This window comes from Kineococcus rhizosphaerae, assembly GCF_003002055.1.
Lineage (GTDB): Bacteria > Actinomycetota > Actinomycetes > Actinomycetales > Kineococcaceae > Kineococcus > Kineococcus rhizosphaerae.
The window spans coordinates 86,166-98,359 of sequence record NZ_PVZF01000011.1; the positions used below are offsets into that span (position 1 = coordinate 86,166).

Here is a 12,194-nt window from a genome sequence, read left to right on the forward strand (position 1 = left end):
CGTGGCCATCGCCCTGAACTACGCCGCCCGCTCGGACGTCGGCCTCGGACGCACCACCAACCAGGACTCCGGCTACGCGGGGCCGCACCTGCTCGTCGTCGCCGACGGCATGGGCGGGCACGCGGGCGGGGACGTCGCCAGTTCCCTGGCGGTCGGCGAGATGTCGGTCCTGGACGGTGAGTCGCACGGCAGCGACGACGCCGCCGAGCACCTGCGCCACGCCATCGAGGCGTCCAACGAGCAGCTGCGCCACCGGGTCGCGGACGAACCGGACCTGGCGGGGATGGGCACGACGGTCACGGCGATCCTGCGCGCGGGCTCGCGGCTGGTCCTGGCGCACATCGGCGACTCGCGCGGGTACCTGCTGCGCGAGGGGCGGCTGACGCAGCTGACGAAGGACCACAGCTACGTGCAGTCCCTCATCGACGAGGGGCGGATCAGCCCCGAGGAGGCCGAGCGGCACCCCCAGCGGTCGGTGATCATGCGGGTGCTGACGGGCCGCGACGACGACGAGGCCGACGTCTCGGTGCGCGAGGCGAAGCCGGGCGACCGGTACCTGCTGTGCAGCGACGGCCTGTCGGGCGTGGTCAGCCACGACACGATCGCCGAGACCCTCGCCTCGGGCCTGGACCCGGACACGACGTGCCAGCGCCTCGTCGAGCTCGCCCTGCGCGGCGGCGGCCCGGACAACATCACGTGCCTGGTCGCCGACGTCGTCGAGCTGGGCGTGGGCGCCGCCCCCTCCACGACCCCGCAGGTCGTGGGGGCGGCCGCGTTCCACCGGCCGCGCCGCTCGTCGGCCGCGGGGACCCCCGCCGCGCGGGCCGCGGCCCTGCGCGCGGCCGCGCACGACGGCGACGACTCCGCCGACGACTCGGAGGACGACCATGACGGCACCGGCCGCCGTCCGCTGACCGACCGCGAGCGCCGCCGTCGCCGCGTCCGGTGGGTCGCGGGGCCGCTGCTGCTCGTGGTGCTGCTCGCCGCTGGGGGCCTGGCGGCGTGGCGGTGGAGCCAGCAGCAGTACTTCGTGGGTGCCGACGGCGGGACGGTCGCGATCTACCAGGGGTTGTCGCAGGACGTGGGGCCGGTGCGGACGTCGCACGTGCTGGAGAGCACGACGGTTCAGGTGGCGGACCTGCCGACGACGTGGGCGCGGCGCGTCGAGGCGCGGGTGACGTCGAACAGCCTGGCGAGCGCGCGGGAGCTGGTGTCCAACCTGGAGGGTTTCGCGGCCGCGTGCCGGGCGGCGACCACCCCCGGCACGCCCACCCCCGGTACGCCCACCGCCGCACCCACCGACTCCCCCACGACCGCACCCACGACCACGACCCCCGCGCCCAGCCCGTCCCGGACCGTGGCGCCCGAGGACTGCGGAGGTGTCGGCTGATGGCCACCGTCCTGCCCGTGTACCCGACGACGCGGCGCAACGTCGAGCTCGCGCTGGTGCTGCTGGCCGTCGTCATCGCCGGCGGCGCGTGGGCCGTGGTGGGCCTGACGGTCGACGGGTCCCTGCCGCCGAACCTGTTCGCGTACGCCGGTGGGCTCGGCGGGCTCGCGGTGCTGCTGCACCTGGTGCTGCGGTGGCGGGCCAAGCACGCCGACCCGATGCTGCTGCCGGTCGCGACCCTGCTCAACGGGATCGGCCTGGTGATGATCCACCGGATCGACGTGGCCGAGGACACCTCGTCGGCGTCGCGGCAGTTCGTCTGGTCGGCGCTGGGGATCGTCGCGGCGGGTGCGGTGCTGGTGGTCGTGCGCGACCACCGGATCCTGCGCCGGTACACGTGGACGGCGGCCGTGGCGGGTCTGGTCCTGCTGCTGCTGCCGATGGTCCCGGGGCTGGGCCGCACGGTGAACGGGGCGCGCATCTGGATCCACCTGGGGTCGATGTCGTTCCAGCCGGGGGAGCTGGCGAAGATCTGCCTGGCGGTGTTCTTCGCGGGGTACCTCGTCGTGCACCGCGACGCGCTGAGCCTGACGGGCCGCAAGGTCGTGTTCCTGCAGCTGCCGCGCGCCCGCGACCTGGGGCCGATCCTGCTGGCGTGGGTCGCGGCCGTCGGGATCCTGGTGCTGCAGCGCGACCTGGGGACGTCGCTGCTGTTCTTCGGGTTGTTCGTCGCGGTGCTGTACGTCTCGACGGAGCGGGTGTCCTGGATCGTCCTGGGCCTGCTGATGTTCGCGGCCGCGGCCGTGTTCGCGGCGACGACGATGGGTCACGTCCAGCAGCGCGTCGACATCTGGTTGCACCCGTTCACCGCGCAGAACCGCAGTGGCTCCAGCTACCAGCTCGTGCAGGGCCTGTACGGGATGGCGAACGGCGGCCTGACGGGCACGGGCCTGGGTGAGGGCCGCCCGCAGACGGTGCCGTTCGCGAACTCGGACTTCATCTACTCCTCCCTGGGCGAGGAGCTGGGGCTCGCGGGCCTGTTCGCGGTCCTGACGCTGTACGTCGTGATCGTCGAGCGCGGCTTGCGGACGGCGATCGGGGTGCGCGACGGCTTCGGCAAGCTGCTCGCCGCGGGGCTGGCGTTCTCGGTGACGCTGCAGGTGTTCGTCGTCGTCGGCGGCGTCACGCGGGTCATCCCGCTGACGGGTCTGACGATGCCGTTCCTCGCCGCGGGCGGCTCGTCGCTGCTGTCGAACTGGATCGTCGTCGCGCTGCTGCTGCGCGTGTCGGACCTGGCCCGGCGCCCGGCCGCGGAGGTCCGCAACGGGCCCGACGGCGACACCGGGGTGACCCAGGCGGTGAGGACCGCGTGAACCGTCCCCTGCGCCGGTTGTCCCTCGTCGTCGCGTTCCTGTTCTTCGCGCTGTTCGCCTCCACGACGTGGGTCCAGTTCATCTCCGCGGGCAAGCTCAACGCGATGCCCGGCAACTCCCGGCAGCTGTACGCCGAGTTCGGCCGCGAGCGCGGTGCGATCCTCGTCCAGGGCGGTGCGGCGGTCGCGACGAGCGCGAAGGTCGAGGACCCGTACCAGTTCCAGCGCGCCTACCCGGCGGGTCAGCTGTACGCGCCGGTGACGGGCTTCTACTCGCTGCGCTACGGCACGTCCGGCGTGGAGCGCGCCGAGAACGACGTGCTGTCGGGGTCGGCCGACGAGCTGTTCTACCGGAACCTGTCGACGCTGCTGACGGGGGAGAAGCCCAAGGGCGCCGACGTGACCCTGACGATCCAGCCGAAGGTGCAGCAGGCCGCATGGGACGCCCTGGCCGGCCGCAAGGGCGCCGTCGTCGCCCTCGACCCCGAGACCGGGGACGTGCTGGCGATGGTGACGAGCCCCAGCTACGACCCGAACGGGCTCGCCAGTCACGACGGGAAGACCGAGCAGAGCACGTGGACGTCGCTGAACGCGGACGACGACGACCCCATGGTGAACCGGGCGACGGGGTCGCTGTACCCGCCGGGGTCGACGTTCAAGCTGATCACCGCGGCGGCGGCGCTGGAGAGCGGCGACTACACGGCGGACACGCTGCTGAAGGGCCCGCAGGAGCTGCCGCTGCCGCAGACGAGCAACACGCTGAAGAACGACGAGGGCACGGCCTGCGGCCCGAACGACCAGGTGTCGCTGGCCGACGCGCTGAAGATCTCGTGCAACACGGCGTTCGGCGACCTGGGCCTGACGCTGGGCGCCGACAAGCTCGCCGAGCAGGCGGGCAAGTTCGGCTTCGGCCAGTCGCTGTCCATCCCGACCTCGGTGGCCACGAGCAGCTTCCCGACGGGTGAGAAGGTGGCCGGGCCGCTGCTGGCGTACTCCGCGATCGGGCAGGGCAACGACCTGGCGACGCCGCTGCAGGTCGCGATGGTCTCCGCCGCGATCGCCAACGACGGGGTCGTCATGGAACCGAACCTCATCGCCGACGTCCGCGAGGCCGACCAGACGGCCGACGTCATCGACCAGCCGTCGCCGCGCGAGCTGGGCCGCGCGGTGAGCTCGGGCACCGCGAAGACGCTGCAGCAGATGATGGAGCTCGTCGTCTCGGACGGCACGGGGACGCGCGCGCAGATCCCCGGGGTGACCGTGGGCGGCAAGACGGGAACCGCGCAGCACGGCACGGGCCTGCCGCCGTACGCGTGGTTCACGTCGTTCGCGGACGACGGGAAGAAGAAGGTCGCCGTCGCGGTCGTGATCGAGGACGGCGGGTCGACCGAGAGCGCCTACGGTGGACGGTTGTCCGCACCGGTGGCCAAGACCGTGATGCAAGCAGCCCTCGATGGGTGATCCGACGGGACGGGGAGAGCAGTGACGGACACGACGACTGGCCACGGGGTGCCGGCGCCGCGCGTGCTCGGCGGCCGCTACGAGGTCGGGAACCTGCTCGGTCGTGGCGGCATGGCCGAGGTGCACGTGGCGCGCGACACCCGCCTGGGGCGGACGGTCGCGGTGAAGCTGCTGCGCTCGGACCTGGCGCGCGACCCGTCGTTCCAGGCGCGGTTCCGCCGCGAGGCGCAGGCCGCCGCGGGGCTGAACCACCCCTCGATCGTCGCGGTCTACGACACCGGCGCGGACACGATCACGGAGCACGGCGGCGCCCGCGTGGAGCTGCCGTGGATCGTCATGGAGTACGTCGAGGGCCGGACCGTGCGGGACATGCTGCGCACCGACCACCCGTTGTCGATCGACGAGGCGCTGTCCATCACCGAGGGGGTCCTCGCAGCGCTGGAGTACTCGCACCGGATGGGGATCGTCCACCGCGACATCAAACCCGCGAACGTGATGATCACCCCGGCGGGCGAGATCAAGGTCATGGACTTCGGGATCGCCCGGGCCGTCAGCGACTCCTCGGCGACCCTGACCCAGACGTCGGCCGTCATGGGCACCGCGCAGTACCTGTCCCCCGAGCAGGCCCGGGGCGAGCAGGTCGACACCCGCAGCGACCTGTACTCCACGGGGTGCCTGCTGTACGAGGTGCTCACGGGCCGCCCGCCGTTCACCGGGGACGCCCCGGTGGCCGTGGCGTACCAGCACGTCTCCGAGCAGCCGCGGCCGCCGTCGGCGCTGGCGCCGCAGATCCCGCCGGCCGTCGACCAGGTCGTGCTCATGGCCCTGTCGAAGGACCGCGAGAACCGGTACCAGACCGCGGCCGACTTCGCCGACGACCTGCGCCGCGCGGTCGAGGGCCGGCCGCTGCGCGGGGCGAGCTTCACCGACCCCGCCGCGCAGCAGGCGACGCAGAAGTTCGCCGCGGCCGCGGCGGCGACGACCGTCGCGCCGACGGTCCCCGCCGGGCCCGCGACGGGGACGCTGCCCCGCGTCGAGGAGACCCCCGGTCCGGAGGAACGGGGCAGGCGCTGGCCGTGGATCGTGCTCATCGTCGCCCTGGTGCTGGGGATCGGCGGGGTCGGGTACGCGCTGCTGAACGACAGCGGCGGTGGCCGGTCGGGGGCGCAGGGGACCGCGACCACGCCCGCGACGGTCACGATGCCGACCGTCGACGGCAAGACGCAGGCCGACGCCGTGGCCGAGATCGAGGCCGCGGGGCTGACGGCGAACCCGACGCAGGAGGCGAACGACACCGTCGAGGCCGGGAACGTCATCCGCACCGACCCGACCGGCGGGACGCCCGTGCAGAAGGGCGCGACCGTCAGCATCGTGGTCTCCTCGGGGTCGAACTCGGTGAAGGTGCCCGACGTGTCGGGGTTGTCCCAGGAGGCGGCGCGGGCCGCGCTGACGGATGCGGGGTTCACCATCGGCAACGTGACGACCACGGACAACGCGAACGTCGGCAAGGACAAGGTCGTCGCGACGAACCCGGCGATCGGTTCCTCGCAGCCCAAGGGGACGACCATCGGGATCCAGATCGCGAGCGGTCAGGTGACCGTCCCGAACGTCACGGACAAGTCCCAGGCCGAGGCGTTGAAGGAACTCAACGCCCTGGGGTTCCGGGTCAACACGAGCGAAGCGCCGAACAGCGACCAGGAACCGGGCACGGTGGTCGACCAGGACCTGCCGGCGCAGACCAGGGTCGACGTCGGCAGCACCATCAACCTGACCGTCGCGACGCAGCCGACCGCGACGAGCACCCCCACGTCCACCCCCACGGACTCCCCGACGTCCTCGTCGTCGTCCTCGTCGACGAGTTCCCCGACGGACGGGGCCTCGGCCGTCGGCAACCCGGCGGGCTCGCGGGGGAACGGCAACGGGAACGGCGGTGGCAACGGGAACGGGAACGGGAACGGCAACGGAAACGGGAACGGCGGCGGCGGCGGCAACGGCGGGGGGGACGAGCAGTGACGCGCATCCTGCACCTGTCCGACACCCACCTCATGGCGGCCGGTGCGCTGCACGGGGGCCTCGTCGACACGACGGCGGCCCTGGGGCACGTGCTGGAGTCGTTGCACGGCATCGGGTCCCTCGACGCGGTCGTGGTCTCCGGGGACGTCTCCGACGACGGGACGGTCGCCTCCTACGAGACGGCGCGCGACCTCGTCGGCGAGTTCGCGCGCTCGCACCGCGCGGTGGCGGTGTTCGCGATGGGCAACCACGACCTGCCGGGGGAGTTCGGGCAGGTGCTGGGGCCCACCCGGTCCGTCCACGACGTCGACGGGTTCCGGATCGTCGTGCTCGACTCCTCGGTGCCCGGCAAGGGGTACGGGTCCCTCGGGGCGGAGCAGCTCGACTGGCTGCGGTCGGTGCTCGCGACCCCGGCGGAGAAGGGTTCCGCGGTCGTCGTGCACCACTCCCCCGTCCCGGCGCCGACGGTGCTGCACGAGGGGCTCGCGCTGCAGGACCCCGCCGACCTGCTCGCCACCCTGGAGGGTTCGGACGTGCGGGCCGTGCTGTCCGGGCACTACCACCACCCGTTCGCGCAGACCCTCGCCTCGGGGCTGACGCTGCTCGTCGCCCCGGGGGTGGCGAACCGCAGCGACCCGCTCGTCGTCCGGGGCCGGGAACGGATCGTGCGCGGGCACGGGGCGCTGGTCGTCGAGATCGGTGAGACGGTCCGCTCGACCGTCCTGACGATCCCCTCCCCCGGCGACGGGCAGGAACTGTTCGAACTCGACGAGGCGACCGTCCAGCGGATCCTCGAGGAGTCGGGCGTCCCGCGCTGAGGGCGGGGCGTCGGGTGGTCAGGGGGCGAGACCTCCACGGCGGGCCGACGAGGCCGACGTCCTCGCCGAGATCGCGCAGATGCCCGACGACGACCGCGCGCTGGCCGAACGCGTGCACCGGATCGTCACCGGGGCCGCTCCGGACCTGGCGCCGAAGCTGTACCACGGCCAGCCCGGCTACGCGCGCGGGGGAAGGTCGTGTGCTTCCTCCGGAGCGGGCAGGCGGACGGGCTGCGGTGCTCCACGTTCGGTTTCAGCCCCCAGGCGCAGCTCGACGAGGCCTCCGGCCTGTGGCCGACCTCGTACGCGCTGACGCCCGGGGCGACCGAGCGGGCCTGGGAGCACGTCGCCGAGCTGGTGGCCCGGGCCGCACCCTGAGCGGCCTACCCGGCCGGTGAGCGGCGCCCCACCAGCCCGTCCCCCAGGTCCGTGCGCCGGTAGACGACCGAGCGTCCGGTGCGGGCGCTGACGAGCAGGCCGGAGGCGCGCAGCACCCGCAGGTGCTGGTTCACGGCCGACACCGTTGTCCCCCGGCGGGCGGCGAGTTCCGTGGACGACGCGGGGTCGGCGAGGTCGGTGAGCAGTTCCGCGCGGGTGCGGCCCAGGAGGTCGACGAGCGCGGTCCCGGCCGGCGCGGCGGCACGCTGCCACAACGTCCCCACCCCGCGCGCCCCGTACATGAGGAACGGCGGTTCGGCCGCCGAGATCGGGGCGGACACCCCGCGGCAGAACACCGACGGGACGAGGGTGAGGCCGTCGCCGGCGGTGGTGCGCGTGTACGTCACGGGCGAGCGCAACCGGACCTCGACGACGTTGTCGACGAGCCGGACCCCGTGCGTGAGCTCGGCGAACATCCGCGCGCTGCCGTGCTGCACGGTCTCGCGCGCCCGGTGCGCCACGTCGGCCTCGAGCAGCGCCCGCAGCCTCGGCCAGTGCGGGGTGAAGCACGCCTGCCAGTACTCGCGCAGGGCCCGCACCACGCGGCGCAGGACGACGGCCGGTGAGCCGGTCAGCGCGGCCGGCACGTCCCCGCCGTGCAGTTCGGCGAGTTCGGCCGCGAGGCGACGGGGATCGGCCGCGGCCAGGGTCTCGAACTGCTCCTCGACCCGGGTCAGGGGTGAGGCCGGTCGCGGGGTCAGCAGGTCCGGCGTCCACAACCGGTCGTTGGTGAGCGAGGTGAGGGCTCCGGCGTCGAGGTCGGCGCGCACCGACCGCACCTCGTGCAACCACGGCAGGTGCAGCGGGTAGCGGCCCGGGTCGCGGAACGAGCGCAGCGACAGGGTGAGCTCGGTCAGCGGGGAGACGGCGAACCGCACTTCGCCGAGGTCCATCCCCGTCAGTTCGTACCGGATGACCATGAAGCTGGACGCTACACACGTGGAACCAGCCCCGGGGTTTCCGGGAGAACTGCGGGGTGACCCCGTCCCGCTCCGCGCACCCCCGGTCCTCCTCCGCCACGGGGTGGCGCGCCGTCGTGCGCCCCGCCGACCCGCTGGCGCGCGCGCTGACGTCCGCCACCGCGACCAGTTCCTTCGCCAACGGCGTGTTCTACGCCGTCAGCGCGCTGTTCTTCACCCGCGTCGCCGGGCTCAGCGCGACCACCGTCGGGCTGGGCCTGTCCGTCGCGGGGGCCGTCGGCGTCGCGGGGGCGCTGCTGGCCGGCTGGGTGTGCGACGCCGTCGGGGCCCACCGCGTGCTGCTGGCCGCCACGGCGGTGCAGGGCGGCGCCCTGCTCGTCTACGTCCTGGTCCGCGACCCGCTCGCGTTCACCGTCGTGGCCTGCGCGGCCGTCGGGGGCCGCGCCGTCCAGGGCACCGCCCGCTCGGCCGTGCTCGCCACGGCGTTCCCCGGTCCGGACCGCGTCGCGGTCCGGGCGCGGCTGCGCGTCGTCACGAACGTCGGCATCGGGCTCGGCACCTGCGCGGCCGCGGCCGCGCTGCTGGTCGGGTCCGCGAGCGCGTACGCGGTCGCGCTCGTCGCGACGGGGCTGCTGGCGCTGTCCGCGTGCGTCCCCCTCGTCCGGCTCGCGCGGACCCTGCCCGGGACGCCCGGCACCGGCGCGCCGGCCGGCCGGCCGGTGCCCGCGCCCCGAGACGGTGGGCCCGGCGGGGGACGCTCCCCGCTGCGCGACCGGCGCTACCTGGCGGTGACCGCCCTGAACGCCGTCGTGGGGCTGCACTTCGGCGTCCAGACGGTCGGGGTCCCGCTGTGGATCGCCGGGCACACCGACGCCCCGCCGGTCACCGTCTCGATCCTCATGGTCCTCAACACCGTGCTCGTCGCGACGCTGCAGGTCCGCGCGTCGCGGGGGACGCACGAGGCCGGGCGGGCCGCCCGCGCGGTCGCCACGGCCGGGGCGCTGCTCGTGCTGGCCTGCGCCCTGTACGCGACGGCCGCCGCCGGAGGCCCGCTCGCCGCCGCGGCCGTGCTCGTCCTGGCGGCCGGGGTGCACGCGCTCGCCGAGGTCCGGGCCGAGGCCGGGGCCTGGGGGCTGGCGTTCGAGCTCGCCGACCCGCGGCGGGCCGGGGCCTACCAGGGGGTCAGCCAGACCGGGATCGCGGCCAGTTCGATGGTGGCGCCCGTCGTCGTCACCACCGTCATCGCCCACGGCACGCCCGGCTGGCTCACCCTCGGCGCGGTCTTCGCCCTCGCCGGTGCGCTGACGGTCGTCGTGGTCCGCGTCGCCGTCCGCTCGCCGCGTCCCACCCCGCTGGACGCGGTGCCCCTGGCTCCCGCCGCGCGGTGAGCGGCGGGGGACGGCGTGGAGCACCGGTCCGTCGTCGACGTGGGGACCGACGCGGGGCCTGGTGGGGACGGCCTCCGGTCCCGTTCCCGGTGGCCGGGGTGCGCCTCAGGCTCCGCCCGTCAGGTCCCCCACCCCGTCGAACCAGTCGAGGACGGCCCGCTCGTACCGCAGCCCGAAGTCCAGGGTCACGAGGTCGAGCGGGCCCGCCCCGGCCGCGCGGGCCTGCTCGTCCTGCAGGCGGTACGCGTCCCACCGGGCCTGGTGGAGGGCGCGGTGGGTGGTGAGGAACTCGGCGAGCCGTTCGGGCGGGAGGTGCCGGGCGAACGCCAGCGTCAGCAGCAGGGGGTAGCGGATGTTCTCCTCGCCGGGGGTCCGCGCGATCCACGTGCGGAACTCCTCCCGCCCCTGGTCGGTGAGCCGGTAGACGCGACGATCCCTGGCCCCGGTGGAGTCGGTGACGATGAGCCCGGCGTCGGCCATCGCCGCGAGTTCCCGGTACACCTGGCTGCGCGTCAGGGACCAGAAACCCCCGATGCGGGCCCGGGCCGTCTCCATGAGGTCCCACCCCGACTGCGGTCCGTCGTGCAGGAACCCCAGGAGCGACCCCACGGTCGCGTTGACGCCGGCCATCCCACTCCCTTGACAGTCCACTGTGGACGGACGACGCTGGTAGCACCGTCCACAAGGGAAGGTACGACATGGATGCCCACGCAGTGCTGCTCGGAACGCACGTCGCCGCCGGGTGCACCGGCCTGCTCGTGGGCGCCGCAGCGCTCGCGGTCCCCAAGCGCCGCGGGTGGCACGTGCGGTGCGGCCTCGCCTACCAGGTGGTCGTGGCCGTCATGACCTCGACGGCCGCCGTCCTCGCCGTGACCGCGCCGCAGGTCCGGTGGGGGTTGCTCGTCATCGCCGTCGCGACGGAGGCCGCCGCGTCGGCAGGGTGGGTCGTGGCCCGGCGCCGGCGTCCGGGCTGGCTCCCGGCGCACGTCTCCCTCGTGGCGGGTTCCTACGTCTCGTTCACCACCGCGGCCCTGGTCGTGAACTGGTCGAGCCCGCTGGCGTGGATCGTGCCCACCCTCGTCGGTTCCCCCGCGATCGCCTGGGCGGCAGGGCGCGCCGGGCGGAGGGGACGGCCCGCCCCGGCGCCGTCCTGGTGACACCGGCTCGTGCCCGACGGGCCACCGTCCGGCCATCGGACGACCGCCCCTCGCCGCCCACCCCGTGCTGCGGCACCCTGGAGCGGTGGAGGAGCACCGCCGGTACCGACCCCTCGGCACCGTGCGCGCCCGCCTGGGAGGGCAGGCCGCGGTGAACGCGATCCCGCTGCCCAGCCAGCGGGCCCCGCGTCCCGGGCCGGTCACCGACGCCGACGACCCCCGGCTGGCCGGGCTGCGCCGGCGCGTCGTCGAGCCGGTGGTGCGCAGCCTCCTGCGCCCCGAGGAGGTCGAGCACCTCAGCGTGCACTGGGGTCTGGACGGTCGCGACGGCGACGTCTGGGTGCGCCTCGACGTCCCCGGCGAACGGCACGAGGACCTGCTCCTGTCGCCCTGGTGGACGCCGGACCCGTGGGACGTGGACGTCCCCACCGGTGACGCCGAGGTCGCCGCCCACCTCGCCGACCGCCTGGAGGACTGGGTCTGCGAGACGTCCTTCGCCTGGGGGCAGCGACGGCGGGCCACCTACGAACTGCCCGAGGGGTAGCCCACGGCGCCGGGCGCCCCCGCCTACGGTGGCGGTCGTGGACGACCCCGCGCACCTGCAGCGGACCCGGCACGCCTACGACGTCGTCGCCCGCTCCTTCGCCGACCTGCTGCCGGGCCTGGACGCCGAGACGGCCCTGGACGTCGCCGTCCTCGACGACTTCGCCCACCGCTGTCGCACCGCCGGCCTCGGACCGGTCGCGGACGTGGGCTGCGGGGCCGGGCGCGTCAGCGCCCACCTGGCTGCTGCCGGGCTCGACGTCGTCGGCTACGACCTCTCCCCCGGCATGGTCGACACCGCCCGCCGCGACCACCCCGGCCTGCGCTTCGAGGTCGCCGCGCTGCACGACCTGCCCGTCGCGGACGGCGCTCTCGGGGGGTTGCTGGCCTGGTACAGCCTCATCCACACCCCGCCGGCCGAGCTGCGGGCGGCGGCCGCGGAGTTCGCCCGGGTCACCGCGGCCGGTGCCCCGCTGCTGACCGCGTTCCAGGCCGGGACGGGTGAACGCGTCGAGCGGGCGCACGGGTACGGCCACGCGGTGACCTTCACGAACCACCGCCACGACCCGCAGGTCGTGGCCGACGTCCTGACCGGTGCGGGTTTCGACGTCGTGGTCCGCCTGCACCGGGCGGCAGAGGGGCGGGAACGGACACCGCAGCACCTGATCACCGCGCAGCGCCGGTCCTGACGGCA

Annotated in this window: 11 protein-coding genes and 1 pseudogene; 10 read left to right on the top strand and 2 right to left on the bottom strand. The window is 74.5% G+C overall.

Annotation, left to right across the window (positions count from 1 at the left end; all coding sequences use genetic code 11):
* Position 1: 1 nt before the first annotated feature.
* The 6 genes and pseudogenes from CLV37_RS19890 to CLV37_RS29065 all read left to right on the top strand — a co-directional run.
* Positions 2–1,390 (top strand): Stp1/IreP family PP2C-type Ser/Thr phosphatase, encoded by a 1,389-nt coding sequence (locus CLV37_RS19890; protein WP_106213682.1) that lies wholly within the window; start codon positions 2–4, stop codon positions 1,388–1,390.
* Positions 1,390–2,763, top strand: coding sequence for an FtsW/RodA/SpoVE family cell cycle protein (locus tag CLV37_RS19895; RefSeq protein WP_106213684.1), 1,374 nt, complete (start codon positions 1,390–1,392; stop codon positions 2,761–2,763). The genes CLV37_RS19890 and CLV37_RS19895 overlap by 1 nt, the downstream gene beginning before the upstream one ends.
* Entirely contained in the window at positions 2,760–4,223 is a 1,464-nt protein-coding gene (locus tag CLV37_RS19900; protein ID WP_106213686.1) for a peptidoglycan D,D-transpeptidase FtsI family protein, read from the top strand. Before CLV37_RS19895 ends, CLV37_RS19900 begins: the two co-directional genes overlap by 4 nt.
* A gap of 21 nt (positions 4,224–4,244) precedes the next feature.
* Entirely contained in the window at positions 4,245–6,236 is a 1,992-nt protein-coding gene (gene pknB, locus CLV37_RS19905) for a Stk1 family PASTA domain-containing Ser/Thr kinase (RefSeq protein ID WP_211298801.1), read from the top strand.
* A complete protein-coding gene (locus CLV37_RS19910) occupies positions 6,233–7,054 on the top strand; it encodes a metallophosphoesterase family protein (RefSeq protein WP_211298802.1) in 822 nt (273 codons plus the stop codon). The genes pknB and CLV37_RS19910 overlap by 4 nt, the downstream gene beginning before the upstream one ends.
* Positions 6,972–7,432, top strand: a pseudogene (locus tag CLV37_RS29065) (DUF1801 domain-containing protein); the annotation flags it as partial. The gene CLV37_RS19910 and the pseudogene CLV37_RS29065, both read left to right, overlap by 83 nt.
* A gap of 5 nt (positions 7,433–7,437) precedes the next feature.
* Here CLV37_RS29065 and CLV37_RS19920 read toward each other — a convergent pair.
* Entirely contained in the window at positions 7,438–8,412 is a 975-nt protein-coding gene (locus tag CLV37_RS19920; RefSeq protein WP_106213691.1) for an ArsR/SmtB family transcription factor, read from the bottom strand.
* Between the two features lie 56 nt (positions 8,413–8,468).
* Here CLV37_RS19920 and CLV37_RS19925 point away from each other — a divergent pair, with 56 nt between their 5' ends.
* Positions 8,469–9,800 (top strand): MFS transporter, encoded by a 1,332-nt coding sequence (locus CLV37_RS19925; RefSeq protein ID WP_106213693.1) that lies wholly within the window; start codon positions 8,469–8,471, stop codon positions 9,798–9,800.
* 105 nt (positions 9,801–9,905) lie between these two features.
* On the opposite strand, the gene CLV37_RS19930 is transcribed toward CLV37_RS19925, so the two are convergent.
* Positions 9,906–10,430 (bottom strand): PadR family transcriptional regulator, encoded by a 525-nt coding sequence (locus tag CLV37_RS19930; protein WP_106213695.1) that lies wholly within the window; start codon positions 10,428–10,430, stop codon positions 9,906–9,908.
* Positions 10,431–10,498: 68 nt separating this feature from the next.
* Here CLV37_RS19930 and CLV37_RS19935 point away from each other — a divergent pair, with 68 nt between their 5' ends.
* The 3 genes from CLV37_RS19935 to CLV37_RS19945 all read left to right on the top strand — a co-directional run bounded on the left by CLV37_RS19935 (position 10,499) and on the right by CLV37_RS19945 (position 12,189).
* Entirely contained in the window at positions 10,499–10,957 is a 459-nt protein-coding gene (locus CLV37_RS19935) for a hypothetical protein (RefSeq protein ID WP_146149504.1), read from the top strand.
* An 85-nt stretch (positions 10,958–11,042) separates the two neighbouring features.
* The gene (locus tag CLV37_RS19940) at positions 11,043–11,501 is read left to right on the top strand and encodes a hypothetical protein (protein ID WP_106213699.1); all 459 of its coding nucleotides are present in this window, start codon (positions 11,043–11,045) and stop codon (positions 11,499–11,501) included.
* 37 nt (positions 11,502–11,538) lie between these two features.
* Positions 11,539–12,189 carry a class I SAM-dependent methyltransferase gene (locus tag CLV37_RS19945; RefSeq protein WP_211298804.1) on the top strand — a complete coding sequence of 217 codons (651 nt, stop codon included), beginning with the start codon at positions 11,539–11,541 and terminating at the stop codon, positions 12,187–12,189.
* Positions 12,190–12,194 lie beyond the last annotated feature (5 nt).